This is a genomic window from Micromonospora sp. USAFONa4, from assembly GCF_057197825.1.
This window is the reverse complement of the sequence record NZ_CM170072.1, coordinates 1,161,571-1,188,355: the sequence shown is the minus strand read 5'-3', so window position 1 is coordinate 1,188,355 and position 26,785 is coordinate 1,161,571. Positions and strand designations below refer to the sequence as shown.

The following is a 26,785-nucleotide window of genomic DNA, read 5'->3' as shown; positions in this document are numbered from 1 at the left end:
GGGAGTGGGGCCGCGCAGTAGTGCCGAAACGGGGCGGACTGCGCCACGAGTGGGCGCACCGGTCCGTAACCCCCAACGCGCTGGCGCCTGCACCGCCAGGCGGGACCGTCCTGTCCCGGCGCCCGCATGGAAGGGATCCCTTCCCCCGGGGCGGGGGAAGGGATCCCTTCGTTATGTGGCGGCTCAGTTGGCGCAGCCGGTGACGTTGGTGCAGTTGCGGGGTTCGTTCTTCTTGATGATGGTCTTGTTGTCGAGGTTGACGGTGGCGTTGTTGGCGTTGAAGATGCCGCCCGCGCCGGCGGTTTCGGAGGCGAAGTTGCCGACGATCTTGCTGTTGCGGATGGTGAGGGTGGCGTTGTTGTCGTTGTAGATGGCGCCGCCCTGTTCGGCGTGGTTGTCCTTGAACTCGCTGTCGTGCAGGTTCAGGGTCTCGCCGTTGAACAGGCCGCCGCCGTTGTCGCCGGCGGTGTTGTCGGTGAAGACGGCGTGCCGGATGGTGGCGGTGTTGTCGCTGTCGTGGAAGACGCCGCCGCCGTCGTCGGTGGCCTTGTTTCCGGCGATGATGACGTACTCCAGCACCATGGTGGAGTCGCCGTCGTTGTGGATGCCGCCGCCGTCGTCGCAGGCGGTGTTGTGGGCGATCTTGGTGCGGGTGACGGTGAGGCGGGCGTCGTCTTCGCTGTGGATGCCGCCGCCGTCGTTGCTGGCCTTGTTGTTGGTGATCTGGCTGTAGGCGATGGTGGCGATGCCGTCTTCCTCGTTGGCGATGCCGCCGCCGTTGCCGCTGACGGCGCTGTTGCCGGTGGCGGTGTTGTTGTCGATGCGGGTGTCGTGGACGGTCAGTGCGCCTTCGTTGTAGATGGCGCCGCCGTTGCCGCCGTTGCCGACGCCGCGGGCGTGGTTGTTGGCGAGGATGCTCTTGTCGATCTCGACGGTGCCGAAGTTGGCGATGGCGCCGCCGTTGCCCTGGGTGCCGACCCCGGTGACCCGGTTGTCGATCAGCTTGGTGTGCTTCAGGGTGGCCTCGCCGCCTTCCTGGACCAGCAGGGCGCCGCCGTTGGCGCCGCTCGGCGGCGGCGGGGGCGCGGTCACCTGGCCGCCCTTGAGGGTGAGGTCCTTCAGTGTCAGGTCGCCGCCGGAGGCGACCTCGAAGAACCGGAACAGCGCGGTGCCGTCGTGGAAGAGCGTGGAGTTGTTGCCGAGGATCGTGATCCGCTGGTCGATGACGGGGAAGGCGTTGTTCCCGGTCTCCTCGGTGAACTTGTAGGTGCAGTCCTTGGCCAGCTTGAACGTGCCGCCGTTGTCCTCGTTGGCCCGGTTCACCGCCTCGATGAGCACGTCGGAGTCACACGGCACGTCCTTGGCGTCACGGCCCTCGCGGCCGTCACGGTCCTCGCGGTCCTTCTTGCCGTCCCGGCCGTCCTCGCCCTGCCAGTCCTTACGGTCCTTGCCCTGCCAGTCCTCCTGGCCACCGCGGGCGTCCTGACCGCTCTCCTTGTCGTCCCTCTCACCGGGGCCCGGGTCGGCCGTGCCGGCGTCGCTGACGTTCTGCTTCAGGGTCGACGACTGCGCGTCCGACAACCGGTCCGCGCCGCCGGGCTTGTCGTCGCGGGCGGCCAGGCCGCCCAGTGCCGCCAGGCCGACCGCGCCGGTCAGTCCGGCGATGCCCGCAGCCACCCAGAGTTTGCGCCGCCCTCGGGTCGGTGCGCTTGTGGGAGCACCACCGTCGGGAGTCGTTGCTTCGTTGGACATCAGAGCCTTCCGCCCTTTCCTGCTGCCAGACGGGGTCGCACCACCCGAAGCGGCGCGACCAGCTACAAATGGGTTTGCAGCCTCTGATAGCCACCGTATGAGAAGGATCCTCGCGAGAAGCGTTAATCCGAAGAAACCCCGCATTCCCCTCACTTTGGGCGCTCCGCGTCAACCCGCCGGGTCCGGGCAGGAAGCGGGTGAGCGGCGTGCACGACGACGGCCCCGCCACCGGCGCGTCCGCGAAGGACGTCGCGACCGGCGGCGGGGCCGTCGTGGTCGTACCCCTGGGGTCAGCCCGGCAGGCGCGGGCCCGCCTCGCGCTGCTCGGCCAGCCAGGTCTCCACCTCGTCGGCGGCGCGCGGCAGCCCGGCGGAGAGGTTCACCGCGCCGGTCGCGGTGACCAGGATGTCGTCCTCGATCCGGATGCCGATCCCGCGCAGCTCCTCGGGAACCAGCTCGTCCTCCGGCTGGAAGTAGAGCCCGGGCTCGACGGTGAGCACGTAGCCCTCGCCCAGCGTGCCGTCCCGGTACTTCTCCTTGCGGGCGTTCGCGCAGTCGTGCACGTCGATGCCGAGCATGTGGCTGGTGCCGTGCAGCGTCCAGCGCCGGTAGACCGTCGACCGTCCGTCCATGGCCTCGTCGACGCCCACCGGCAGCAGACCCAGGTCGGACAACGCCTGGGCGAGCACCCGCATCGACGCCAGGTGGACCTCCCGGAACGCCACCCCGGGGCGGATGGCGTCGATGCCGGCCTGCTGCGCGGCGTGCACGGCGTCGTAGACCTGGCGCTGGAGCGGGCTGAACCGGCCGTCGACCGGCAGCACCCGCGTGACGTCGGCGGTGTAGAGGTTGCGGTTCTCCACGCCCATGTCCATCAGCAGCAGCTCGCCCGGCCGGGTGGCGCCGTGGTTGTGCACCCAGTGCAGGATCGTGGCGTGCTCGCCCGCGCCGACGATCGAGCCGTAGCCGACGTCGTTGCCGTCGTGCCGGGCGCGCAGCGCGAAGATCCCCTCCAGCAGGCGCTCCGACACGCCCCGGTCCGCCGGCAGCGCCCGGGCCACGTCCTCGAACCCCCGGACGGTGGCGTCGACCGCGTCCTGGAGCTGGGCGATCTCCCACTCGTCCTTGACCAGCTTCAGCTCCGAGACGGCGATCGCCAGCTCCCGGTCGCGGGCCGGCTGGCCCTCGGCGCGGTGGCCGTCGTACGGGCGCACGGCCGTGTCCACCCGTGCGTCGAAGCCGCGCAGCACCCGGGTACGCCCCGGCGCCAGGTCGGCCAGCGTCGCGTCCAGCTCGGTCAGGTCCGCCGTGGGCAGGCCCAGCTCGGCCGACTTCTCGGCCAGGGTGTGCCGCCGGCCCACCCACAGCTCGCCGTGCCGGCTGCGGAAGAACTCGTCGGTCAGCCGCGACGACCGGGGCCGCATGTAGAGGGTGGCGTCGTGGCCCGACCCGTTCGGCCGCAGCACGAGCACCCCGTCCGGGTCGTGGTCGCCGGTGAGGTAGACGAAGTCGCTGCCCGGGCGGAAGGGATGATCGGTGTCGTTGGCACGTACCTTCTCGCCGCCGGTGGGGATCACCAGGGTCTCGCCCGGGAAGGCCGCCGAGAGCGCGGCACGGCGCTTGGCGTGGTTGGGCACCTCGGGCCGCGGGCCGACCGGCAGGGTGGTGTCCCGCCACCCCTGCCGCATGAACGCCAGGAACGCCTCCGGGAAGTCCGGGTCGTGCGACTCGGTGCCGTCCGCCGGCCGGTTGTCGACGGGTTCCTCGGTCATGCTCCGCTCCTTCCGCATTCTTGCAGGTCAGACCGTACCGCGCGGCGCTGTTGTCCGGTCGCGGGTGGTGGGCGAGTACGTCGCACGGCGCTGTCGAGCTGAGTCGTTCGCGACATCGGGCGGTTGCCCGAATCGTTCACGACATCAGCTCGACAGCGTCCCGCATGCGCGATCCGGCTCCTGGCGACCCGGAACGCGCGGGTCGGGCAGCCTCGCGGCGTGGAGCCCAGCGGTGCCGCGACGCCCGCTCGGGCCGCGTGGAAAGATGGCGACCATGTGCGGACTCCTGGCCTTCTTCAGCGCGCGCGGCGACGCCGCCGCCCACCGCGACAACATCGCCGGGGCGTTGGAATGCCTGCACCACCGCGGACCGGACGAGACCGGTGTCGAGGTGGTCGGCGACGCCTCCGGCCGGTACGCGGACGGGGTGTTCGCGCACAAGCGCTTGGCGATCATCGACGTGGCCTCCAGCCAAGAGCCCCTGTCCTACGCGAACGGGCGCTACCTGCTCACCTTCAACGGCGAGATCTACAACTACATCGAGCTGCGCGAGGAGCTGATCCGGAGCTTCGGCGCGCAGTTCGCCACCGCCGGCGACGGAGAGGTGATCGTCGCCGGCTACCACTACTGGGGCGAGCAGGTGCTCACCCGGCTGCGCGGCATGTTCGCCTTCGTCATCTGGGACCGGCAGGAGCGCCGCGCGTTCGGCGGCCGGGACTACTTCGGCATCAAGCCGCTGCACTACCTGGAGACCGCCGACGGCCTCTACCTGGCCTCGGAGAAGAAGGCGCTGCTGCCCTTCGCGCACTCCAACTACCAGGGCGACGCCGGCATCGACACGGCCAACCTGAGCCACTACCTGACCCTGCAGTACGTGCCCGAGCCCGGCACCCTGCACAAGGGCATCAGCCGGATCGGCTCGGGCGAATACCTGAACTGGACCCCGGGCGGGCGGATCGACGTGCGCCGGTGGTACCGGCCGGTGTTCCGGCCCACCCCGGTCGACGACGAGCAGCGGCTCTACCACGAGATCCGGGAGACGCTGCGGGAGAGCGTCCGGATGCACATGCGCTCCGACGTGCCGGTCGGCTCGTTCCTCTCCAGCGGCATCGACTCGACCGCGGTGGTCGCCCTGGCCCGCGAGTTCAACCCGAACATCCTCACCTTCACCGTCGGCTACGACGTCCCGGGCTACTCGGAGATCGACGTCGCCCAGGACTCGGCCCGCCACCTCGACGTGACGACCATCCCGACCAAGATCGGGCCGTACGACATGATCGAGGCGCTGCCGAAGATCGTCTGGCACCTGGACGACCCGGTGGCCGACCCGGCCCTGGTGCCCCTCTACTTCGTGGCGAAGAAGGCCGCCGAGCACGTCACCGTGGTGCTCTCCGGCGAGGGCGCCGACGAGTTCTTCGGCGGCTACACCATCTACCGCGAGCCGCTGTCGTTGAGCTCGGTCAACGGGCTGCCCGACGGGGTGCAGAAGGGACTGCGGGCGGTCTCCAAGGCCATCCCGCAGGGCGTGAAGGGCAAGAGCTTCCTGGAGCGCGGCACCACCCCGATCGAGCAGCGCTACTACGGCAACGCCCGGATGTTCACCGAGGAGGAGAAGCAGCACCTGCTGCGCCGCTACGACCCCTCGGTCCGCTACACCGACGTCACCGCGCCGATCTACGCCGAGTGCACCGAGCTCGACGACGTCACCAAGATGCAGTACGTCGACCTCTACACCTGGCTGCGCGGCGACATCCTGGTCAAGGCCGACCGGATCTCGATGGCGCACTCGCTGGAGGTGCGGGTGCCCTTCCTGGACCGGGCGGTCTTCGACGTGGCGTCGCGCATCCCGGTGGACCTCAAGCTCCCGCCCCGCTCCGAGGCCACCAAGTACGCGATGCGCCAGGCGTTGCAGGGCGTGGTGCCGCCGGCCATCGTCAACCGCAAGAAGCTCGGCTTCCCGACCCCCACCCGGGTCTGGCTGCGCGGCGAGATGTACGAGTGGGCCCGGCACGTGCTGTCCACCTCGGGCGCCGGTGACCTGCTCGACCTGTCGTACGCGATGCGGCTGCTGGAGGAGCACAAGCGGGAGGAGGCCGACCACTCCCGCAAGGTGTGGACCGTGCTCATCTTCTGCATCTGGCACGCCATCTTCGTCGCCAAGACCCTCGACCCGGGCATCCAGCGCAACCAGTCCGCCCTGCTCACCAAGCCCGTGGTCGGCTCCATGGTCCGCTGACCCGGCCACCGCAACCCGGGCCCCGCGCCTGCCCGGCGACCATGCCGTCGATCAAGAGGTTTGCGTCCCCGGACTGGTTCCCGGGGACGCAAACCTCTTGATCACTTCAGGGGCCCGGTGTCGGGCCGGGGTCTCAGCGGCCGGAGCAGGTGACCGTGGGCAGGGTGTTGGTGCCGTTGGTGGTGGCGACGAAGCCGAAGGTCGTGGTGCCCTCCGGGGCTATCGTGCCGTTGTAGGGCGCGTTGGTCACGGTGACCGAGGAGCCGGATCCGCTCAGCGTGCCGCTCCACAGGCTGTTGATGGTCTGCCCGCTGGGCCACGTCCAGTTGGCCGTCCAGCCCGACCAGGTCGACGAGCTGTGGTTCATGATCGTGACCTCACCCTGGAAGCCGCCGTTCCAGGTGCCGACCACCTTGAAGACCGGCATGCAGTCCCCGCCGTGCGGCGGCGGCGTGGTCGGGTTCGGCGGCGGCGTGGTCGGGTTGGGCGGCGGGGTCGTCGGGTTGGGCGGGGGAGTGGTCGGGTTGGGCGGCGTGCCGCCCGGGCCGACGCCGGTGACCTCGCCGTTGCCGCCGTCGAAGGTGACGTCCGAGCAGCCGAAGAAGTTCTCCTGGCTGTCGGAGCGCACCCAGCGCGAGTAGATGAGGTGCCGGCCGCTCTTGTTGGTGGGCAGGTTGCCGCTGAAGTAGTAGTGCCCGTCGTTGGTGCCGCTCGAGCCGCGCTGCGGCGGGTTGGTCACCGTCAGGAACGGCTCCTCCAGGTCGCTCCAGGCCAGCGGCCGGTTCGGGCTCCAGCTGTCCTTCGTGACGTAGAAGTAGAACGTGCCCGGGTGGTGGGCCCAGTTGCTGTAGCGGAACTCCATCCGGGCCCCGGCCGTCAGGTGGGTCAGCGGCCAGTCGGTGCGGGCCAGGTCGTAGCCGGCGAAGCCCGGGTTGCCGCCGCTGCACAGCTTGCCGTCCGGGATGAAGCCGACGGTCCGCCCGGCGGCGTCGGAGCGCAGCACGCTGAACCAGTTGTAGAGCGAGTTGGCCCCGCTCTGCGCCACGGCGGCGGAGCACGCCGGGTTGTTCGGCTTGATCTCGCCGGTGGACGAGAGGCCGTCCTTCCAGCAGAGGAAGGTGCGGCTGCCGGGGGCCATCGGGGTGCCGTGCGCGGCGGCGGGGTCGGGCCCCGCCGTCAGGACGACGGCGCCCGCGAGAAGGGTCGCGGCCGCGGTGAGCAACGCGGCCATACGCGATCGGTGGGACACGGGGGTTCTCCTCACTCGTGGGACGGGGGAGTCCCACGGGCAACGCGCGGGGTGGCAGCACCGGCCGCCCCGCTGCGACGCGGGCAAGACGGTCGCGGCGGACGTGCCCCGGCGCGGATGGCCGGCGTACGTGCGCCGTCGGCGGCCCGACTCGCGGGCCGGTGCCCTCGCGTGGATGTGAACCCGGCGCCGGCGGCGCGGCAGCCCCCGCACCGCCCGGCAAGCGCCATCCCACCACGGTGTGGTGACGAGACGCAATAGCCGTTGCTCGATGTGTCAGTAGCGCTCGGCGAGCAGCCCGGCGAGGGCGCCCCAGTCCCGCGCCTCCAGGGCCGTCCAGTAGGCCGATACGGTGGCTTCGGCGCTCGTCATGGCGCGTACTGTGCCAGCCTGGTGCGACGAGACCGGTCGGCGCGCGGCGTGGACGGAGGACACCAATGGGTTACGCGGTGGTGCTCGGCGAGGCACTGGTCGACCTGCTCGACACCGAGCGCGACGGCGAGCCGGTCTACCGGCAGGCCGTCGGCGGTGGGCCGCTGAACGTGGCGGTCGCCGTCGCCCGGCTCGGCGGCGCGGTGCAGTTCGTCGGGTCGCTCGGCGACGACGTCCTGGCCGGGCGGATCCGCGACTTCCTGACCGGCGTGGGCGTCGGCCTGGCCGGTGCGGTCACCGTCGCCGCCCCGACCGCGCTGGCGGTGGCCACCTTCGCCGGCCCGGAGCCCGACTTCCGGTTCTACGGCGAGCCGCCCTCCTACGGCCTGCTCGGCCCCGACGACCTCGACGCCGACCTGGTGGCGGGCGCCGACGTCCTCTACTGCGGGTCGATCGTGCTGCTCCAGCCGCCGGCGCTGGCCGCCGCGCGCCGGGCCTGGGCGCTGGCGTCCGGGCTGCGGGTCTTCGACCCCAACGTCCGTCCCCGGCTGCTCGACGGGCCGGCCGCGCTGGCCGGGCTGCGCGAGGTGGTGGCCGAGTTCGCCGCCGGCGCCCACCTGGTCAAGCTGAGCGCCGCCGACGCGAAGCTGCTCTACCCGGGCGAACCCGAGGAGGGCGTGGCGGCGTACCTGCGGGAACTCGGCGCGGGCACCGTGGTGGTCACCCTCGGCGCCGCCGGCGCGGTGGTCGCCGCCGCCGGCGCCGATCCGGTACGTGTACCCGCGCCGAAGGTCGCCGCGATGGACGCCACCGGCGCGGGCGACTCGGTGATGGGCGCGCTCGTCGCGGAGCTGCTGGCCGGCGGCGAGCCCACCGAACCGGTGGGCTGGCACGAGCGGGTGGCGTTCGCGCTGCGGGTCGCCGGCCTGGTCTGCGAGTCACCCGGCGGCGCGACCGCCATGCCCACCCGCGCGCAGGTCGACGCCCGCTTCACCCGCTAGGCCGGCGTGCGGGTCCGCAGGGCCCGGACGGACCGGTCGAGGGCCGGCGCCAGGCTCTCGGGCGCCGGCCGACCGCCGACGACGGAGAGCAGCCGCAGGTGACGCAAGGCCGTCGCGTCAGGCGGTGCCGTCGAGTTCGGCGTAGCCGCGGCGGGCGGCGTGGAGGGCGGGACGGGCGCCGAAGGGCGCCTCGGCGGCGACGCGCTCCGGCGGTGCGCCGCCGGTGTGCCCGGCGCGGATGAGCCAGGCCAGCTCGACGAGCTGGGCGTGCTGCGCGCGCACGAACGCCGCGTCGACCGGCTCGCCGTGCCCCGGCACGACCACCGTGGCCGGGGTCGTCGTCCGCAGCAGCTCGGCCACCGTGTCGGGCCACTGCAACGGGTACGACTCCTCGAAGGCCGGCGGGCCGCTCTGCTCCACCAGGTCCCCGGCGACCAGCACGTCGACGTCGGGCACGTGCACCACCAGGTCACCTGCGGTGTGCCCGCGACCGGGGTGGCGCAGCACCACCCGCCGGCCGCCCACGTCGAGCACGGTCTCGCCGTGCACGGTGTGCGTCGGCGCCAGCAGCTCCGTGCCGGCCACCTCGGCGGCCAGCGCGGGGTGCGCGTCGCGCAGTTCCGCGTACGCCTCCCGGCGCAGCCGGTCCGGCTCGCGCATCGCCTCGGCGGCCAGCTCGTGGGCGTACACCGGGCGGGGCGGGTCGGCGGCGAGGGTCGCGTTGCCGAAGCAGTGGTCGAAGTGGTGGTGGGTGTTCACCAGCGTCCACGGATGGGGGGTGACCGCCCGGGCGGCGGCGGCCAGCTCGGCGGCCTGCCCGGCGGTGGAGAGCGTGTCGACCAGCAGGGCGGCCCCGTCGCCGACCACGAGCGTGACGTTGACGTGCAGCAGCGGCTCGCGCAGCACGTGCACCCCGTCGGCGACCCGCGCGAAGCGGGCGGTCACGACGACCGCGCGGCGCGTTCCACGAAGCGCTGCCGGTCGACAAGCACCCGCTCCACCCGACCCTCGGCGACCGTCTCGTCGCCGTCGCTGACGCTGACCTCGAAGTACAGCCGCCGCCCCTCGACCGCGGTCAGCCGGGCCTGCGCCACCACCGTGCGTCCCACCGGGGTGGCCGCCCGGTGGTCGAGCTCGACCCGGGTGCCGACGGTGGTCGACCCGCCGGGCATCCGGGCGGCGGTGGCAGCCACCGTGGCGGCCTCGGCGATGGCGAGCACCCGGGGCGTGCCCAGGACGGGCACGTCTCCGGAGCCGACCGCCTGGGCGGTGTCGGTGTCGGCGACGGTCAACTCCACCCGGGCGGTGAGGCCCGGGGTCAGCGCGGGCTCCGGCTGCTCCTGCATGGCCAAAGCCTAGACGAGGCGGCGGCGGGCGGCGGCGCGTGCGCGTCGGTCGCCCCCGCCGGCGCACACCGCCCCTGGGCGCGGCGGAACCGGCATACCCGCCGCCGGTTCCGCCGCGCCCGAGAGGACGGCGCGGCCGGGTGGTCGGCGTGGGTCGATGCCGCCCGCGCCGCTAACCTTGACCGCGATGTCTGTCGCGACCGACCCCCAGCCCCCCGCCCGGACCGAGCCCCCCGCCGCACCCGACGGCGGGCGTCGTCGCGTGGTCGCGATGACACTCTGGGGGCTCGCCTTCGTCGCCGGCTGGCTCGGCATCGGCCTGCCGACCGACCCGGCGTACGCGTTCCTGTGGATCTGGGCGGGGACGATCGCCTGGAACAGCAGCCGACCGTGGCGCAGCCACCTGCGCTTCGCGCGGGACTGGGTGCCGGTGGTGCTGCTGCTGGCCGTCTACAACCTGTCCCGGGGCTTCGCCGACAACGGCGCCACCCCGCACGCGTACGAGCTGATCGTCGCCGACCGGGTGATGTTCGGCTGGGCGACGGGTGGGCAGGTGCCGACGACCTGGCTCCAGGAGCACCTCTACCGGCCCGAGGTGCACTGGTGGGACGTCGCCGTCAGCTGGGTCTACTTCTCCCACTTCGTGGTGGCGCTGGCCGCCGCGGCGGTGCTCTGGCTGCGGGACCGGGGACGGTGGGCGGCCTTCATGCGCCGCTGGGGCTTCCTCTGCGCCACCGGCCTGGTCACCTACTTCCTCTACCCGGCCGCCCCGCCCTGGTGGGCGGCGCAGAACGGGCTGCTGGAGGAGGTCGCCCGGATCTCCACGCGCGGCTGGAAGGCGTTCGGCATGCACGGTGCCGGCAACCTGCTCAACGCCGGGCAGATCGCCTCCAACCCGGTGGCCGCGATGCCGTCGCTGCACACCGCGTTCGCGCTCTTCGTGGTGCTGTTCTTCCTGCGGCAGACCCGCCGCCGCTGGTGGCCGCTGCTGCTGGCGTACCCGCTGGCGATGACGTTCACCCTGGTCTACTCGGGCGAGCACTACGTCATCGACGTGCTGGTCGGCTGGGCGTACGTCGGGATGACCTTCCTCGCGGTCGGCCTGGCAGAGCGCTGGTGGGCGGCCCGCAAGGCCCGCCGGGCCCCGGCGGAGGAGTCCGACGCAGCGCCGACCGATCCGCCGGCCGCCGCCGAGCCGCCGCCGGTGACCGCGGCCCACTGACCGCCCCGGGCGGGGTCAGCCCGCCCGGCGGGCCGCGCGCGAGCGGGCCGTCAGCTCCGCCGCCAGGGCCCACGCCTCGGCGAGGTCCCGGTCCCGGGCGGCCGCGCCGGCGCCGCCGGCGGTGTCGGCGTGCACCGTCGCCAGCCGCAGCCGCCGCTGCGCCGGCCCCTGCACGACCCGCACGCTCTGGATCCGGGCGTACGGCACGAGCGCCAGCTGCCGGGTGAGCAGGCCGGAGCGGACGGCGAAGACCCGGTCGTCGAGCCCGGCGCCGAGCACGCCCCGGCTCAGCGGGTTGAGCCAGCGGGCCCGCGTCGGCGGCGGGCTCAGCGGCAGCGCGGCCAACCGCACCCCGGGCAGCACCTCGGTCACGATCGCCTCGCCGGTCGCCAGGTCACCGACGGGGAGCAGCCGGTCCGGCCGGTTGCGCTCGTCGGCCTCGCCGGCGGAGTAGCCGGCCACCTCCAGGCGCAGCCGCAGCCAGCCCTTGACCCGCCACAGCAGCGGCCAGGTCACCCCGACGGCCTGCACCCGGTCCAGCGGCACGGTCTGCGCGCGGGTCTCCAGCAGGCCGTTGCGGATCCGCAGCGTGCCCTCGTCCCGGGCGAGCCGGAAGTTCCAGTCGTCGAGCACCCGCCGCACCGGTTGCAGCAGCACGCCGGCCATGGCGGTGAGGGTGCTCGCCACCGCGACGAACGACCAGGAGTCCTCGGAGAGGAACTGCGCCACCACGAACGCGACGCCGAACGGGATCATGAACGCCTGCGGGGTCAGCAGCTGGCTGACCAGCAGGTCGTTGTTGGTCACGGCGTGCAGGGGCCGGCCGGGCGGCGGTGCCGGGGTCCCCGCCGGTCCCGCGGCCACTCCCGCCGGCGGCGCACCCGGCTCGGCCACGATCCGTCCGGCGAGGGCGAGCAGCCGCTGGCGCAGCGCGTTCGCCTCAGCGACGCTGAGGTAGGCCAGCGGCGCCTCGGTCTTGCCCCCGCCCACCACCTCCAGCCGCAGCTCGGCCAGGCCGGTGAGCTGGGCGAGCAGCGGGCGGACCACCTCGACGGCCTGGAGCCGCTCCAGCGGGATCGCCCGGGTGCGCCGCCAGAGGAGGCCCTCGTGCACCCGCAGCTCGCGGCCCACCACGTGGTAGCCGGTGTAGTACCAGCTCACCACGGCCAGCACGGTGGCGCCCAGGGCCAGCACCACCGCCATCAGCGCGAACCAGCCGAAGCCGACCCGCGACAGCGTCGACCACGACAGGCCGGCGATCACCACGACCAGGGACTTGGCGCCGTGCAGGGCGGGACTGAGCGGGTGCAGCCGCTGCCGCGGCTCGGCGCCCTGGGGCACCCCGGCGGACCAGACCGGCCCGGGCGGGACGGGCTCGGTGGTCGGGGGCGGGAAGCCGGACCCGGCGCCGCGCCATGCCGCCTCCGGCGGCGCACCGGGCCCGGCGGTCTCCGGCGGCACACCGGGTCCGGTCGGCCCTGGCGGCACATGGGGTCCGGTCGGCCCTGGCGGCACATGGGGTCCGGTCGGCTCCGGCGGTGCACCGGGTCCGGTCGGCGACGGCGGGACGCCCGGCTCCGCCGGGGACGGTCCGGCGTGGTCCGTGCCCCGGGCGGCCGGGTCGCTCACAGGCCCTCCGCCCGGTCCTCGCCCAGCGCGGTGAGCCGGTCGCGCAGCCGGGACGCCTCCGCCGGGCGCAACCCGGGCACCCGGGCGTCGCTCGCCGCGGCAGCCGTGTGCAACTGCACGGTGGCGAGCTCGAACGCGCGCTCCAGCGGCCCCGCGCTGACGTCGACGAACTGCATCCGCGAGTACGGCACGATGGAGAGCCGCCGCACCAGCAGCCCGTGCCGGACCAGCAGGTCGTCCTCCCGCTCCGCGTAGCCCCAGGCCCGTACGGCGCGGACGATCGTCACGCCCCGCAGGACGCCGAACAGCAGCACCGCGCCGAGTGCCGCGCCGAGGAAGCCGCTGCCGCTGAACGCCCAGCCGACGCCCAGCCCGAGGGCGAGGACGACCAGCACCAGCGCCAGGCGGATCAGCTCCACCCAGATCAGGTCGGACGAGATCGGCTGCCAGCGGACGGTGTCCGGCCACGGCTCCAGGGGGCCCGCCGGCGGAAGGGGTGGCGCCGGCGGCGGGCCGGCGGACCCGTCACTGCTCACCGGGGACATCCGTTGTGCGCGCTCACCCTTCGAGCGTAGGCGATCCGGGCACCGGTACGACCTCCCGGAGGAAGCCACGGGCGTCGAGGAAGTCGCCGAGGGTGGCGCGGTGCGCGGTGCACGCGAGCCAGGTCTTGCGCCGGTCGGTGTCGTGCAGCCGGGGATTGTTCCACCTCAGCGCCCAGTGGGCGGGGGCACGACAGCCGCGGGACGAGCAGACCAGCGGCTCGTCGGCGGGAAGGGGGCTGCTCATCCCGGCCAGTCTAGGGGCGGTGGCGGCACCGGAAGTTTGAGCGCCGGGCGGCCACGGGGGGAGCCGCCCGGCGACGGGTGAATGGTACACGCGCCGGACCCGTCCCTGTCCACCCGTGAGCGGCGATTCCGTACCGTGCGACGGCGTGGCGGCCCGCGACCCGGCACCGGGGACGCGGCGGCGAGAATCGGCTTCTCCCCACCTCGGCACTCAGCCGGGCATGCGAGTCTTGATACGCACCACGCCGCGCGACAACCGATCATGCTGTGGAGGACCGGTGGCCCAGCCGACCACGCCCGACGCCCCGACGCCGAACGGGACGGGCCCGGAGACACCCGAGCCGGTGACCACGCCGGCCGAGGACGCGACCCTGCTCGAGCGGGCGCTGTTCGAGATCAAACGGGTGATCGTCGGGCAGGACCGGATGGTGGAGCGGATGTTCGTCGCGCTGCTCGCGCGCGGCCACTGCCTGCTGGAGGGCGTGCCGGGGGTCGCGAAGACCCTCGCGGTGGAGACCCTCGCGAGGGTGGTCGGCGGCTCCTTCGCCCGGGTGCAGTTCACCCCCGACCTGGTACCCGCCGACATCATGGGCACCCGCATCTACCGCCAGTCGAGCGAGAAGTTCGACGTGGAGTTGGGCCCGGTGTTCGTCAACTTCCTGCTCGCCGACGAGATCAACCGGGCGCCGGCCAAGGTGCAGTCGGCGCTGCTGGAGGTGATGAGCGAGCGGCAGGTCTCCATCGGCGGCGAGAGCCACCGGGTGCCCGACCCGTTCCTGGTGATGGCGACGCAGAACCCGATCGAGCAGGAGGGGGTCTACCCGCTGCCCGAGGCCCAGCGGGACCGCTTCCTCATGAAGATCGTCGTCGGCTACCCGACCGACGCCGAGGAGCGGGAGATCGTCTACCGGATGGGGGTCGCCCCGCCGCAGCCGGCGCCGGTATTCACCACCCCCGACCTGATCGCCCTGCAACGCAAGGCGGACCAGGTCTTCGTGCACAACGCCCTGGTCGACTACGCGGTCCGGCTGGTGCTGGCCACCCGCGCCCCGGCGGAGCACGGGATGCCGGACGTCGCCCAGCTCATCCAGTACGGCGCGAGCCCGCGCGCCTCGCTCGGCCTGGTCCGGGCCACCCGCGCGCTGGCGCTGCTGCGCGGCCGCGACTACGCCCTGCCGCAGGACGTGCAGGACATCGCACCGGACATCCTGCGCCACCGGCTCGTGCTCAGCTACGACGCGCTCGCCGACGACGTGCCCGCCGACCACGTGGTGCACCGGGTGATGTCCACCATCCCGCTGCCCTCGGTCGCGCCCCGGCAGCAGGCCACACCCGCACCCATGCCGACCTCCGCGCCGCCCGGCGCCGGTTGGCCCGGGCAGCGCCCGTGACCTCACCCGCCCGTCGGCCTGCCGACGTCCCCTCAGACCGTACCGAGGCCGTCCTGTCGCGGCTGCAACTGATGGTCACCCGCAAGCTCGACGGCCTGCTCCAGGGCGACTACGCCGGCCTGCTGCCCGGGCCGGGCAGCGAGGCGGGGGAGTCCCGGGAGTACCGCCCCGGCGACGACGTACGCCGGATGGACTGGCCGGTCACCGCCCGCACGACGATGCCGCACGTCCGGCGTACGGTGGCCGACCGGGAGCTGGAGACGTGGCTGGCGGTGGACCTCTCGGCGAGCCTGGACTTCGGCACCGGCCGGTGGCTCAAGCGCGACGTCGTGGTGGCCGCCGCGGCGGCGCTGGCCCACCTGACCGTCCGGGGCGGCAACCGGATCGGCGCGGTGATCGGCAGCGGCGGCGGCACGAGTGCGCCGGCCCGCCGGTGGCGCGCCGCGCCGCCGGTCGCCGGCCCGGACGTCTACACCCGGCTGCCCGCGCGCTCCGGCCGCAAGGAGGCCCACGCGCTGCTGCGAGCGATCGCCGGCACCGAGATCCGCCCCGGGCGCAGCGACCTGGGCACGCTTGTCGACATGCTCAACCGGCCACCCCGGCGGCGGGGCGTGGCGGTGGTCATCTCCGACTTTCTCGCCCCACCGCAGCGGTGGTCCCGGCCGCTGCGTAAGCTGCGCGTCCGGCACGACGTGGTGGCGATCGAGGTGGTCGATCCCCGGGAGCTGGAGCTGCCCGACGTCGGGGTGCTGCCGGTGGTCGACCCGGAGACCGGCGAGCTGCACGAGGTGCAGACCGCCGACCCGCGGCTGCGCCACCGCTACGCCGAGGCGGCAGCCGGCCAGCGGGCGGAGATCTCCGCGGCGTTGCGCGGCGCCGGCGCGGCCCACCTGCGACTGCGTACGGACCGAGACTGGCTGCTCGACATGGTGCGTTTCGTTGCCGCGCAGCGGCACGCGCGCACCAGGGGGACGACACGATGATCCGCTTTCTGCAACCGTGGTGGCTGCTGGCCGTGCTGCCGGTGCTCGCCCTCGCCGCGCTCTACGTCTGGCGGCAGCTGCACCGCCGGGCGTACGCGATGCGGTTCACCAACGTGGACCTGCTGCGCACCCTGGCGCCGAAGGGGCTGGGCTGGCGGCGGCACGTGCCGGCCACGGCGTTCCTGCTCTGCCTGCTGGTGCTGGCGACCGCGCTGGCCCGGCCGTCGGTCGACACCCGGGAGCCGCTGGAGCGGGCCACCGTGATGCTCGCCATCGACGTGTCGCTGTCCATGCAGGCCGACGACGTGGCGCCGAACCGGCTGGAGGCGGCGCAGGAGGCGGCCAAGCAGTTCGTCGGCGAGCTGCCGGAGAGCTACAACCTGGGGCTGGTCTCGTTCGCCAAGTCGGCGAACGTGCTGGTGCCGCCGGGCAAGGACCGGGACACGGTGACCGCCGCGATCGACGGGCTGGTGCTGGCCGAGGCCACGGCGACGGGCGAGGCGGTCTTCACCTGCCTGGAGGCGATCCGGTCGGTGCCGGCCGACGGCGCGGCGGGCATCCCGCCGGCCCGCATCGTGCTGCTCTCCGACGGGTACCGCACCTCGGGCCGGTCGGTGGAGGAGGCGGCCGCCGCCGCGCAGGCGGCGAACGTGCCGGTCTCCACCATCGCCTTCGGCACCGACTCCGGGCAGGTGGACATCGGCGGCCAGCTGCAACGGGTGCCGGTGGACCGGCTGGCCTTGGCCGACCTGGCCGAGGCCACCGAGGGCTACTTCTACGAGGCGGCGTCGGTGAGCGAGCTGAAGCAGGTCTACCAGGACATGGGCAGCTCGATCGGGTTCCGCACGGAACCCCGCGAGGTCACCCAGTGGTATGCGGGGGTGGCCCTGCTGCTGGCACTCTGCGCGGGGGCCCTCAACCTGCTGTGGTCCTCGCGGATGCTCTGACGCGCGGGGTGCGGGTGGCCGGCGGCCGGTGCGCCGTCGCAAAGGCGATCGGGCGCGCCCCGGCGGTCGGTGCATGCCGTCGGTCGGTGCGTGCCGTCGGCAGTGGCCGGGGCGCGTCCCGGCGGTCGGTGCGCGCCGCCGCCGGTGGTCAGTGCGCGGCGCCGCCGGCGAGGACGAAGACGACGGCCACCCAGACGGCGGCGAGGGTGAAGCCCAGTGGGGCGACGTAGCGGCTCATGGACGGCTCCGGGCGGCGACTGGACGGTCCGCGCGTGCGGGGGCGGACCGCAGAGGGGTGGGTCGGGACGCGCACACGAAGTCGTGACCGGGCGGCCCCCGGCGCGGCGCGGCCGACCGGCGCGGGGCCGGTGACCGGGCGGGGCGGGGAGCGGAGCTGGGTCAGCTCACCTGCTGAGTCGTGGCTCAGCGGGGCTGACGTTCGGCCCGGCCACGACTGGGAGGATCGCTATCTCGCACAGCGATCACCTCCTGCGGTCGGCGGGGCCCGGAAGCGGACCGCACGGCCCGCAAACGCGGATCATCGTACACCCGCCGGTCGCCGTCGCCGCACTCGGCCGAGCGGCCGGACGGACCTCGGCCGAGGGGCCCGCGCGTCGCCGGCGGGGGCGGGGCGGGGGCCGGTGCCGGGCGACGCCGCGCCGGCCCGGACGTGCACGGCGTTAGCGCTTACCTGCCGGTAACGCCTAGGCTCCGACCGACCGGGAGATCACTGAACTACAGGGGGAACCGTGGCCCGTACCGTCCTGGTGACCGGCGGCAACCGGGGGATCGGCCTGGCCATCGCGCAGGCCTTCGCGAAGCAGGGCGACCGGGTGGCGGTGACCCACCGCAGCGGCGAGCCACCCGAGGGGCTGTTCGGGGTCCGCTGCGACGTGACCGACTCCGCGTCGGTCGACGCGGCGTTCACCGCGATCGAGGCCGAGCTGGGGCCGGTGGAGGTGCTCGTCGCCAACGCCGGGATCACCGACGACACGCTGCTGCTGCGCATGTCGGAGGAGCAGTTCACCCGCGTGCTGGACACCAACCTGACGGGCGCGTTCCGGTGCGCCAAGCGCGCCTCGGGCAAGATGCTGCGCGCCAAGTGGGGCCGGATGATCTTCATCTCCTCGGTGGTCGGCCTCTACGGCGGCCCCGGCCAGGTCAACTACGCGGCGAGCAAGGCCGGCCTGGTGGGCGTGGCCCGCTCGATCACCCGCGAGCTGGGCAGCCGCAACATCACGGCGAACGTGGTCGCGCCCGGCTACGTGGAGACCGACATGACCGCCGGCCTGCCCGAGGACCGCAGGACCGAGTACCGCAAGGCCATCCCCGCCAACCGGTTCGCCCAGCCGGACGAGATCGCGGGCGTGGTCACCTGGCTGGCCGGCGACGCCGCCGGCTACGTCTCCGGCGCCGTCATCCCGGTCGACGGCGGCCTCGGCATGGGCCACTGACAAGCGGTCACTGAGAACTACGGAGGAATCCCTGCATGTCCGGACTGCTCGCCGGTAAGCGGCTGCTGGTCACCGGCGTCATCACCGACGCCTCCATCGCCTTCTCGGTGGCGAAGCTCGCCCAGGAAAACGGGGCGCAGGTCGTGCTCACCGGCTACGGCCGGCTCTCCCTCGTGGAGCGGATCGCCAGGCGACTGCCCGAGCCCGCCCCGGTGATCGAGCTGGACGTCACCGACGCCGACCACCTCGCCGGGCTCGGCGACCGCGTGCGCGAGCACGTCGACGGCCTGGACGGGGTGGTGCACTCGATCGGCTTCGCCCCGCAGAGCTGCCTCGGCGGCGGCTTCCTCGACGCCCCCTGGGAGGACGTGGCGACCGCGCTGCACGTCTCCACGTACTCCTACAAGTCCCTCGCGATGGCGGCGCTGCCGCTGATGTCCGCCGGCGGCGCGGTGGTCGGCCTGACCTTCGACGCCACGAAGGCGTGGCCCGTCTACGACTGGATGGGCGTGGCCAAGGCCGGGCTGGAGTCCGCCTCCCGCTACCTGGCGCTGCACCTGGGCAAGCAGGGCATCCGCAGCAACCTGGTCGCCGCCGGGCCGTTGCGCACGATCGCCGCCAAGTCGATCCCCGGCTTCGAGCAGTTCGAGGAGGCCTGGGCCGAGCGCGCGCCGCTGGGTTGGAGCCTCACCGACCAGGAGCCGGCGGCGCGGGCCTGCCTGGCGCTGCTGTCCGACTGGTTCCCGGCCACCACCGGCGAGATCGTGCACGTCGACGGCGGTTACCACGCCATCGGCGCCTGACGGGTGAGGAAGGCCCCCTGCAATCGCATTTTGCACAGCAGGGGGCCCTTCCTCACACCCCGGGTCAGGGGGGCGCGCCCGGCGGGGACGGCCACCGGGAAGAATGGGAGCCATGGCGTACGACGCGGTGGTCCTGGTGTCCTTCGGCGGACCGGAACGGCCCGAGGACGTGATGCCGTTCCTGCAGAACGTGACCCGGGGGCGGGGCGTGCCGCCGGAGCGGCTGGCGGAGGTCGCCGAGCACTACCAGCACTTCGGTGGCGTCTCGCCGATCAACGAGCAGTGCCGGGAGCTGCTCGCGGCAATCCGGGAGGATTTCGCCGCCAACGGCGTCGACCTGCCGGTCTACTGGGGCAACCGGAACTGGGACCCGATGCTCGCCGACACCGTGGCGCAGATGCGCGACGACGGCGTCACCCACGCCCTGGCGTTCGTGACCAGCGCCTTCGGCGGCTACTCCTCCTGCCGGCAGTACCAGGAGGACATCGCCGCCGCCCGCGCGGCGGTCGGCCCCGACGCCCCGCTGATCGACAAGCTCCGCCAGTTCTGGGACCACCCCGGCTTCGTCGAGCCGCACGCCGACGCGGTACGGGCGGCGCTGGGCCGCCTCGACCCGGCGAAGCGGGACGGCACCCGGCTGGTGTTCACCGCGCACTCGGTCCCGAACTCGATGGCCGCGAACGCCGGCCCGCACGGCGGCCGGTACGAGGCGCAGCTCGCCGAGGTCGCCCGGCTCGTCCACGCCGCGGCCGCCCCGGACCTGCCCTGGGACCTGGTCTGGCAGAGCCGCTCCGGCCCGCCGCACGTGCCGTGGCTGGAGCCGGACGTCAACGATCACCTGCGTACGCTGGCCGAGGCCGGCACCACCGGCGTGGTGGTCAGCCCGATCGGGTTCGTCTCCGATCACCTGGAGGTGGTGTGGGACCTGGACACCGAGGCGCGGGAGACGGCCAGGCAGCTCGGGCTGGACTTCGTCCGGGCCGCCACCCCCGGCACCGACCCCCGGTTCGTGGCGATGGTCCGCGAGCTGGTCCGCGAGCGTACCGACCCGGACGGGACCGGCCTGCGCCGCCGACTCGGCGAGCTGCCCATATGGGACACCTGCCCCACGGTCTGCTGCGTCCCGGCGCGCCGCCCGACCACCGCCCCCGGGCACGGGTGACCCGACGACAGCGAGCGCCAGCTGCGCCACCCGGCCCGGGATCTCCCTCCGGGCGAAGCCGCTGACTGCCGCCGCCTCCGCCGCTGTCGACGTTCATCGATGGGCGCGTCGCCGCTATCGTTCCGGACGTGGCGGAGGAGCGGCGTACCCTGGCGGCCGGTCGATACGTCCTGCGGACCGAGCCGGTCGGCAGCGGCGGCATGGGGGTGGTGTGGCGGGCTGCGGACACCCTGCTGGACCGCGAGGTGGCTGTGAAGGAGTTGCGGCTGCCCGAGGGCCTGAACGAGTCCGAACGCCTGGCGCTTCGGGAGCGGGCGATCATCGAGGCGCGGGCGGCCGGGCGGCTGAACCACCCCGGCATCGTGACCATCCACGACGTCCTGCTCGAGGATGGTCGCCCCTGGATCGTGATGGGCCTGGTCGATGGCCCCTCTCTGCACGCCGTGGTGTGCGAGGACGGGCCACTGGGTCCACGGCGGACCGCGGAGATCGGCGCGGGTCTGCTCGCGGCCCTGAGGGTCGCCCACGACGCCGGCATCCTGCATCGTGACATCAAGCCGCAGAACGTCCTGTTGGACCGGGACGGTCGCGCCGTGATCACGGACTTCGGGATCGCCGCGGTCGTCGGCGCCACCCGGGGGCTCACCGGGACCGGCTCGGTGATGGGCACGTTGGGCTACGTACCGCCGGAGCGGCTGACCGGTCGGGGCGCCGAGCCGGCGTCGGATCTGTGGTCACTCGGCGCGACGCTGTACTTCGCCGTCGAGGGCCGGCCCGCGTACGACATGGACGATCCGGCGGAACTGATCGCTGCCGTGCTGAGCCGTGACCCCGCGCCGGCTGAACGCGCGGGTCCGCTGAACCCGACGCTGCTCGGCCTGATGGCGCGCCGCCCGGACGAACGTCCGTCTGCCGAGCTGGCCGCAGAGCGCCTGCGGGAGGTGGCCGCCGGCACCACGGCCGACAACCGGCCGACGATCCGTGCGAACCCGCGGACCGCGAGGCTGAGCGGGTCGTTGCCGCCTGCGAAGAGGGGTGCGCGCGCCCGCCGGGTTTCGCGCGCGCGGATCGCCGGGATGAGCGGCATCGCCGTGCTCCTGTCAGCCGCCCTGTTGTCGGCGGGCTACGCGCTCGCGCTGGCCCGGGTGGGCGACGGGGAGGCCGCCGGGGGCGGGGTGAGCGGCAGCCCGTCGGTCACGGTGCCCCCGTCGTCCGGATCGCCGTCGGCCAGAGAATTCACGGCGTCGCCGAACGCGTGCCTGTACCTGACCGATCACCCCCAGGTGGTCGCGCCGTTGGTCCCCGAGGCGAAGTTGTGGGCGATGCACAAGTCCACGAACAGTTGTTCCTGGGAGCCCACCCAGAAACCCGACGGGGAGATCACCCGGCTCAGCGTGGAGGACCCTCTGCTTCCCGCGAACCTCGGGGACTGCCCCACGCAGGGCGAGCGGCTTCCCGGCCTTGGTGACGAGGGCTATGTCTCGGAGGAGACGGACCTCGACGCATACGGCTGGCACGAACGCGACGTGCGGGTCTACTTCCGCGTCAGCAACCTCGGGGTGTGCGTGAAGTACCGGACGGCCTCCCGCGCTTCGATGCCGCCTTCCGCCAAGGCCGAGGTGACCGAGTTCGCGCGCGTGCTGGACCGGTGGGCGGCACAGGCCCTCGACGCTCGCGGCAACTGAGTGCCGGCGGCGTCAGGGGCGCAACCGAGTGCCGGCGACGTCAGGGACGCAGCGGGGCGTTGCAGGCGGCCACCAGCGCCTGCCGGCAGGCGGTGGTCAGCGGGCGCAGTGCGGCGTCGCGCTGCTGGGCCTCGTAGTTGTTGATCGCGCCGCCCGGCGCCGCGTGCCCGGCCAGCGCGAGCACCCGGTCGAGCACGGCGGCCCGGGCGAAGAGCCGCCGGGCCCGCGGGTCGAACCCGGGCGGCAGGTCGGTGGCGCCGTCCGGCCGGCGCAGCGCCTCCAGCGCCCCGGCCAGCTCGGGTCGCCACTGCGCGACGTCCAGCCGGGTCAGCGCAGCGGTCGTGTCGGCCAGGGCCACCGCCAGCTCCGCCTCGGCCTCGGCCGCGCCGGGCAACGCGAGGGAGGCGGCCGGGGCGTCGGCCGGCAGCGGGTAGACCCGCCAGAGGACCGTCTCGAAGGTGTCGCCGGAGCCGGACGTGTGCGTGCGCACGTGCGGGATGAGCCCGAGGCCCCCGGCGACGACCGCCTCGCCGGCGACCAGCGCCGCGCCGGCGAAGTCGCCCGGCCCGGGCAGCCCGCGCGGGTCGCCGGGCGCGGGCAGCACGAGCCGGATCTCGTCGGGCGAGAGCTTCGCGAGGGTGGGTAGCGCCTGGGGCAGGGGAACGTCGGTCCAGGTGCCGGGCGCGTCGGCGACCAGGTGCTCCTCGTCGCCGGCGATGGCGTCGGCGACCTCGTCGAAGGGCACCAGCCCGGCGCGCCACGCGCGCACCCAGGCCACGAACCGGCTGGACCGGCGCGGTGTGAGAGTGGCCGCGCCCGCTGCGGGGGTGGACATGCCGAAAGGGTACGTGGTCACCGCCGCCCCTGTCTCGACTGCCGCTCCGACTGTCCCCACGCCCGCTGATCATGCACTCCCCGTCCCGTCGATCATGGAGTCGTGGTGGGTGGATCGTCGACCTCTGCCCCTTTCGCGGGGCACCACAACTGCATGATCGCCGCGGCGGGGGCGGCGGGGGCGGCGGGGGCGGCGGGGGCGGCGGGGGTGGCGGGGGTGGCGGCGTGTCGGGTGCGGGGGGCGGGGTGGGCGGTTAGCTTGATCGGCATGGGGCGGTACGCGGACGATGTGCTGGCGGGGGACTGGCGGCGGCGGAAGGTCACGCCCGAGGTGGACGCCGAGCCGGACCTCGTGGTCGAGGACGCCGACTCCGGCTTCTGCGGGGCGGTGGTCGGCTTCGAGGCCGGCGCGGTGGTGCTGGAGGACCGGCACGGACGCCGGCGCAACTTCCCGCTGCTGCCGGCGGCTTTCCTTCTCGACGGGCGGCCGGTGACGCTGCGCCGGCCGACCCGCGCCCCGGTGCCGGCCGCCCGCCGCCGCACCGCCTCCGGCTCGATCGCCGTCGACGGCGTACGCGCCCAGGTCGCCAGGGCCAGCCGGATCTGGGTGGAGGGCATCCACGACGCCGCCCTGGTCGAACGGATCTGGGGCGACGACCTGCGCATCGAGGGCGTGGTGGTGGAGCCGCTGGACGGCATCGACGCGCTCGACGCCGAGGTGCGCGACTTCGCCCCGGGCCCCGGCCGGCGCCTCGGCGTGCTCGTCGACCACCTGGTCGCCGGCTCCAAGGAGAGCCGGATCGTCGCGAAGGTGACCTCCCCGCACGTGCTGGTCACCGGGCACCCGTACGTCGACGTGTGGCAGGCGGTCAAGCCGGCGGCGCTGGGCATCCGGGCGTGGCCGGTGGTGCCGCCGGGACGCCCGTGGAAGGAGGGCGTCTGCGCCGCGCTCGGAGTGGCCGAGCCGGCGGACATGTGGCGGCACATCCTGTCCCGGGTCGACAGCTTCGCCGACGTGGAGACCCCGCTGATCAACGCGATGGAACGCCTGATCGACTTCGTCACCGAGCCGGCCTGAGGCCGACCTGAGCCCGGTCGCCGACGGGCCGGGCCCGTCGGCGACCGTCGACCCTCAGGGCTCCTGGTCGGGGGTGCGGGTGAAGACGAAGGTGGCAATGTCGAGCGCCACCGCCCGCCCCGACCCGTCGCGCAGCACCGACAGGATCTCGCCGTTCTCGGGGCCGGAGCGACCCCGCCAGCGGTCCGGACCCTCCGGGACGAACACGCTGACCCGCTCGCCGCGCACGTAGACGACCAGCTCACCCGCGTTCGCGTCCCAGGTCACGTCGAGTGACGCCCCCATCCACCACCAGCGACCGGTCACCTCGTCGACCTCGGCGGGCGGGGGAGCGGCGGCCGGCAGCCAGGGCTTCGGAAGGGCCGGCTCGGCGTCCAGCACGGTGGTGAGGACCTGTAGCGCGAGCCCGCCGATCCCGCCGGTGCGGAAGCCGTACGAGTTGGCGAAGCCGACCACGCCGGTGCGCGACGGGCGGTGCACCGCCAGGGCGGCCACGTAGCCGGGCATCGAGCCGCCGTGCCCGACGTACACCCGCTCGCCCTGCCGGTAGAGCTCCAGCCCGAGGCCGTGCCCGCCGGTCCACGAGTCGACGTCGCTGATCGACACGGGGACGCACATCTCGGCCAGCGTCTCCGCCGCCAGCACCTGCGGCGCGGGGTCGGCCAGGAAGGCCGCCCACCGGGCCAGGTCCTCGGCCGTGGACCAGAGCTGCCCGGCCGGTGCCATCGCGCCGGTGTCGGTGCGCGGCTCCTCCCGCAGCGTGCCGTGCCAGGGGTGCACCACGTAACCGCAGGCGAACGGTTCGGTGGCCGCGTACGTGGTGCGGCCCATGCCGAGCGGCTCCAGCACGCGCTGGCGCAGCAGCTCCGCCCAGGGGGTGCCGGTGATCCGCTCCAGCACGCCGCCGAGCAGCCCGTACGCCAGGTTGGAGTAGTGGTAGACCCGGTGCGGGGGATAGGCGATCTTCTCGGCGCTCACCCCGGCCAGCAGGGTCGCCAGGTCCCCGACCTCTGCGCGCTCCCACCACTGCCCGTCCGGCTCGCGGCGTAGGCCGCTGGCGTGGCCGAGCAGTTGCCGCAGGGTGAGCGCGCCCACGCCGGTGCCGGGCAGGTGCTTCTCCAGCGGGTCGTCCAGGGCCAGCCGGCCGGCGTCGCGCTCCTGCATGACCAGGGTGGCGGTCATGGTCTTGCTGATCGACCCGAGGCGGTACTGGAGGTCGGCGGCGGGGCGCGGGTGCTCGCCGGCGGTGGCGAGGTGGGTCAGCGCGCCGTCCCGCACCACGCCGATCAGCAGCGACGGCGTACGACCGGCGGACTGTGCCCCGGCGACGAGGGCATCGACCTGGCGGGTGGTCTCGGGCAGCAGGGACACGGGCTCTCCTCGGGGGATTCCGGTGCCGTCGGGGTGGGCCGCCGGCGTGCCGCCGAGCTTACTGATCTTCGCGGGTGGGCTCCACGTGCTTTGACGTGTCACGATCGGGGGGTGGACGCCGTGTTCTGGATCGTGCTGGGTGTCGTTCTGGCGGTCGCTGAGATCTTCACGACGACGCTTTTTCTGATCATGTTCGCGGTCGGGGCCCTGGCCGCCGCGGGAGCGGCGGCGCTCGGCGCCCCGGTCGAGGTGCAGGCGATCGTCTTCGCCGGCGTGTCGGCGCTGACGGTGCTGGGCGTGCGGCCGACGCTGCGCAGGCACCGCCGCTCGGCGCTGGAGAGCGGCGAGCAGCCCTTCGGCGTGGAGGCGATCGAGGGCAGCACGGCGCTGGTGCTGGAGCAGGTCGACGCCGGGCAGGGCATGGTGAAGATCGACGGCGAGCTGTGGCAGGCCCGCTCCTACGACGCGAGCCAGCACTTCGCCCCGGGCGACCGGGTGCAGGTGATCCAGGTGCGGGGCGCCACCGCCCTGGTGTGGCGGGACGACGTTTCTCCTTCCGGGGAGCTACCCGAAGCGAAAAGGTGAGTACATGGAACTTGTGATCCCGGTCCTACTGATGGCCATCGCTCTGATCGGGGTGATCACCCTGGCCAAGGCGGTACGGATCGTGCCGCAGCAGCGCCAGGACGTCGTCGAGCGGCTCGGCAAGTACAAGCGCACCCTCAACCCGGGGCTGAACATCCTGGTCCCGTTCGTCGACGCGGTGCGTACCAAGGTCGACCTGCGGGAGCAGGTGGTCAGCTTCCCGCCCCAGCCGGTGATCACCTCCGACAACCTGGTCGTCTCGATCGACACGGTGCTCTACTTCAAGGTCGTCGACTCGGTCCGGGCCACGTACGAGATCTCGAACTTCCTCCAGGCCATCGAGCAGCTCACCGTCACCACGCTGCGCAACGTGATCGGCTCGCTGGACCTGGAGCGGGCGCTGACCAGCCGCGACCAGATCAACCGGCATCTGTCCGGCGTGCTGGACGAGACCACCGGGCGGTGGGGCATCAAGGTCACCCGGGTGGAGCTCAAGGCGATCGAGCCGCCGGCGAGCATCCGCGACTCGATGGAGAAGCAGATGCGCGCCGAGCGGGACCGCCGGGCGGCGATCCTGAACGCCGAGGGGCACAAGCAGTCGCAGATCCTCACGGCCGAGGGTGAGAAGCAGTCCGCGGTGCTGCGCGCCGACGGTGACCGGCAGGCCCGGATCCTCCAGGCCGAGGGCCAGGCGAAGGCGATCAAGACGGTGTTCGACGCGATCCACCAGGCGAACCCGAGCCAGAAGGTGCTCGCCTACCAGTACCTCCAGGCCCTGCCGCAGATCGCCAACGGCACCGCGAACAAGGTCTGGATCGTGCCGGCCGAGCTGACCAAGGCGCTGGAGGGCATGGGCGGCGCGCTCGGCGGGCTGAGCCGGATGGTCGGCGACGAGCCGGCGCCGGAGGCGGCCGGCAGCGCGGGCGAGGTGGAGCGCGAGGCGGCCGAGGCCGCGCAGGCCGCAGCCGCCGCCGCCCAGCAGATCCACGACGAGGTACGCGTCGCCGAGGCGCAGGCCACGGGCGGCCAGCCGCAGGGGCTGCCGGCACCGGAGCCGGTCTCCCCGGCGAGCCTGCTCAACGACCCGGCCGACCAGCGCGAACGGGCCTGACCGGGTCCGGGCGC

The 26,785-nt window shown here is 73.7% G+C and carries 23 protein-coding genes; 13 read left to right on the top strand and 10 right to left on the bottom strand.

From position 1 onward, the window contains the following. Nucleotides 1-183: 183 nt before the first annotated feature. Together AC0OO9_RS04610 and AC0OO9_RS04605 are read right to left on the bottom strand one after the other, a co-directional pair. The gene (locus tag AC0OO9_RS04610; protein WP_484515840.1) at nucleotides 184-1,677 is read right to left on the bottom strand and encodes a hypothetical protein; all 1,494 of its coding nucleotides are present in this window, start codon (nucleotides 1,675-1,677) and stop codon (nucleotides 184-186) included. 365 nt (nucleotides 1,678-2,042) lie between these two features. Further along, the gene (locus AC0OO9_RS04605; RefSeq protein WP_484515839.1) at nucleotides 2,043-3,524 is read right to left on the bottom strand and encodes an aminopeptidase P family protein; all 1,482 of its coding nucleotides are present in this window, start codon (nucleotides 3,522-3,524) and stop codon (nucleotides 2,043-2,045) included. Between the two features lie 274 nt (nucleotides 3,525-3,798). On the opposite strand from AC0OO9_RS04605, the gene asnB reads away from it, so the two are divergent. Continuing rightward, nucleotides 3,799-5,760 (top strand): asparagine synthase (glutamine-hydrolyzing), encoded by a 1,962-nt coding sequence (gene asnB, locus AC0OO9_RS04600; protein ID WP_484515838.1) that lies wholly within the window; start codon nucleotides 3,799-3,801, stop codon nucleotides 5,758-5,760. 133 nt (nucleotides 5,761-5,893) lie between these two features. Here asnB and AC0OO9_RS04595 read toward each other — a convergent pair whose 3' ends face one another. Beyond that, nucleotides 5,894-7,009, bottom strand: a complete 1,116-nt coding sequence (locus tag AC0OO9_RS04595) for a lytic polysaccharide monooxygenase (protein ID WP_484515836.1) — start codon at nucleotides 7,007-7,009, stop codon at nucleotides 5,894-5,896. 437 nt (nucleotides 7,010-7,446) lie between these two features. Between AC0OO9_RS04595 and AC0OO9_RS04590 the strand changes: the two genes are divergently transcribed. Next, nucleotides 7,447-8,382, top strand: coding sequence for a PfkB family carbohydrate kinase (locus tag AC0OO9_RS04590; RefSeq protein WP_484515835.1), 936 nt, complete (start codon nucleotides 7,447-7,449; stop codon nucleotides 8,380-8,382). A gap of 117 nt (nucleotides 8,383-8,499) precedes the next feature. Here the strand turns inward: AC0OO9_RS04590 and AC0OO9_RS04585 are convergent, their stop codons facing one another. Together AC0OO9_RS04585 and AC0OO9_RS04580 are read right to left on the bottom strand one after the other, a co-directional pair. Further along, a complete protein-coding gene (locus tag AC0OO9_RS04585) occupies nucleotides 8,500-9,327 on the bottom strand; it encodes an MBL fold metallo-hydrolase (RefSeq protein WP_484515833.1) in 828 nt (275 codons plus the stop codon). Further along, nucleotides 9,324-9,728 carry a thioesterase family protein gene (locus AC0OO9_RS04580; RefSeq protein WP_484515831.1) on the bottom strand — a complete coding sequence of 135 codons (405 nt, stop codon included), beginning with the start codon at nucleotides 9,726-9,728 and terminating at the stop codon, nucleotides 9,324-9,326. The genes AC0OO9_RS04585 and AC0OO9_RS04580 overlap by 4 nt, the downstream gene beginning before the upstream one ends. A 187-nt stretch (nucleotides 9,729-9,915) precedes the next feature. Between AC0OO9_RS04580 and AC0OO9_RS04575 the strand changes: the two genes are divergently transcribed. Then, the gene (locus tag AC0OO9_RS04575; RefSeq protein ID WP_484515830.1) at nucleotides 9,916-10,950 is read left to right on the top strand and encodes a phosphatase PAP2 family protein; all 1,035 of its coding nucleotides are present in this window, start codon (nucleotides 9,916-9,918) and stop codon (nucleotides 10,948-10,950) included. Between the two features lie 15 nt (nucleotides 10,951-10,965). On the opposite strand, the gene AC0OO9_RS04570 is transcribed toward AC0OO9_RS04575, so the two are convergent. The 3 genes from AC0OO9_RS04570 to AC0OO9_RS04560 form a co-directional block, all read right to left on the bottom strand. Beyond that, on the bottom strand, nucleotides 10,966-12,465 hold the full coding sequence (locus tag AC0OO9_RS04570) for a PH domain-containing protein (protein ID WP_484515828.1): 1,500 nt from the start codon (nucleotides 12,463-12,465) through the stop codon (nucleotides 10,966-10,968). Between the two features lie 110 nt (nucleotides 12,466-12,575). After that, nucleotides 12,576-13,124, bottom strand: a complete 549-nt coding sequence (locus AC0OO9_RS04565) for a PH domain-containing protein (RefSeq protein ID WP_484515826.1) — start codon at nucleotides 13,122-13,124, stop codon at nucleotides 12,576-12,578. A gap of 13 nt (nucleotides 13,125-13,137) precedes the next feature. After that, the gene (locus AC0OO9_RS04560; RefSeq protein WP_421451650.1) at nucleotides 13,138-13,368 is read right to left on the bottom strand and encodes a hypothetical protein; all 231 of its coding nucleotides are present in this window, start codon (nucleotides 13,366-13,368) and stop codon (nucleotides 13,138-13,140) included. A gap of 277 nt (nucleotides 13,369-13,645) precedes the next feature. Here AC0OO9_RS04560 and AC0OO9_RS04555 point away from each other — a divergent pair, with 277 nt between their 5' ends. The 7 genes from AC0OO9_RS04555 to AC0OO9_RS04525 all read left to right on the top strand — a co-directional run bounded on the left by AC0OO9_RS04555 (nucleotide 13,646) and on the right by AC0OO9_RS04525 (nucleotide 21,792). Continuing rightward, nucleotides 13,646-14,758 (top strand): AAA family ATPase, encoded by a 1,113-nt coding sequence (locus tag AC0OO9_RS04555; RefSeq protein WP_132238733.1) that lies wholly within the window; start codon nucleotides 13,646-13,648, stop codon nucleotides 14,756-14,758. Then, nucleotides 14,737-15,741 carry a DUF58 domain-containing protein gene (locus AC0OO9_RS04550; RefSeq protein WP_484515824.1) on the top strand — a complete coding sequence of 335 codons (1,005 nt, stop codon included), beginning with the start codon at nucleotides 14,737-14,739 and terminating at the stop codon, nucleotides 15,739-15,741. The genes AC0OO9_RS04555 and AC0OO9_RS04550 overlap by 22 nt, the downstream gene beginning before the upstream one ends. Next, nucleotides 15,738-16,688 carry a VWA domain-containing protein gene (locus AC0OO9_RS04545; RefSeq protein WP_484515823.1) on the top strand — a complete coding sequence of 317 codons (951 nt, stop codon included), beginning with the start codon at nucleotides 15,738-15,740 and terminating at the stop codon, nucleotides 16,686-16,688. The genes AC0OO9_RS04550 and AC0OO9_RS04545 overlap by 4 nt, the downstream gene beginning before the upstream one ends. Nucleotides 16,689-17,437: 749 nt before the next feature. Next, on the top strand, nucleotides 17,438-18,142 hold the full coding sequence (fabG, locus tag AC0OO9_RS04540) for a 3-oxoacyl-ACP reductase FabG (RefSeq protein ID WP_151457585.1): 705 nt from the start codon (nucleotides 17,438-17,440) through the stop codon (nucleotides 18,140-18,142). A gap of 35 nt (nucleotides 18,143-18,177) precedes the next feature. Further along, nucleotides 18,178-18,945 (top strand): enoyl-ACP reductase FabI, encoded by a 768-nt coding sequence (gene fabI, locus AC0OO9_RS04535; RefSeq protein ID WP_132238740.1) that lies wholly within the window; start codon nucleotides 18,178-18,180, stop codon nucleotides 18,943-18,945. Nucleotides 18,946-19,057: 112 nt separating this feature from the next. Next, nucleotides 19,058-20,107: a ferrochelatase gene (locus tag AC0OO9_RS04530; RefSeq protein WP_484515821.1), complete on the top strand. Its 1,050-nt coding sequence runs from the start codon at nucleotides 19,058-19,060 to the stop codon at nucleotides 20,105-20,107. 128 nt (nucleotides 20,108-20,235) lie between these two features. Then, complete coding sequence (locus tag AC0OO9_RS04525; protein ID WP_484515819.1) at nucleotides 20,236-21,792, top strand: serine/threonine-protein kinase; 1,557 nt, start codon at nucleotides 20,236-20,238, stop codon at nucleotides 21,790-21,792. A 40-nt stretch (nucleotides 21,793-21,832) separates the two neighbouring features. On the opposite strand, the gene AC0OO9_RS04520 is transcribed toward AC0OO9_RS04525, so the two are convergent. After that, nucleotides 21,833-22,627, bottom strand: coding sequence for a hypothetical protein (locus AC0OO9_RS04520; protein WP_132238744.1), 795 nt, complete (start codon nucleotides 22,625-22,627; stop codon nucleotides 21,833-21,835). Between the two features lie 267 nt (nucleotides 22,628-22,894). Between AC0OO9_RS04520 and AC0OO9_RS04515 the strand changes: the two genes are divergently transcribed. Further along, nucleotides 22,895-23,704: a DUF3097 domain-containing protein gene (locus tag AC0OO9_RS04515; protein ID WP_132238746.1), complete on the top strand. Its 810-nt coding sequence runs from the start codon at nucleotides 22,895-22,897 to the stop codon at nucleotides 23,702-23,704. 54 nt (nucleotides 23,705-23,758) lie between these two features. Here AC0OO9_RS04515 and AC0OO9_RS04510 read toward each other — a convergent pair whose 3' ends face one another. Beyond that, nucleotides 23,759-25,075, bottom strand: a complete 1,317-nt coding sequence (locus AC0OO9_RS04510; protein WP_484515817.1) for a serine hydrolase domain-containing protein — start codon at nucleotides 25,073-25,075, stop codon at nucleotides 23,759-23,761. Nucleotides 25,076-25,186: 111 nt separating this feature from the next. Between AC0OO9_RS04510 and AC0OO9_RS04505 the strand changes: the two genes are divergently transcribed. Both AC0OO9_RS04505 and AC0OO9_RS04500 read left to right on the top strand, forming a co-directional pair. After that, nucleotides 25,187-25,660, top strand: coding sequence for an NfeD family protein (locus AC0OO9_RS04505; protein ID WP_151457518.1), 474 nt, complete (start codon nucleotides 25,187-25,189; stop codon nucleotides 25,658-25,660). Nucleotides 25,661-25,664: 4 nt separating this feature from the next. Beyond that, on the top strand, nucleotides 25,665-26,771 hold the full coding sequence (locus tag AC0OO9_RS04500; RefSeq protein ID WP_357580091.1) for an SPFH domain-containing protein: 1,107 nt from the start codon (nucleotides 25,665-25,667) through the stop codon (nucleotides 26,769-26,771). The last annotated feature ends 14 nt before the right edge of the window (nucleotides 26,772-26,785 follow it).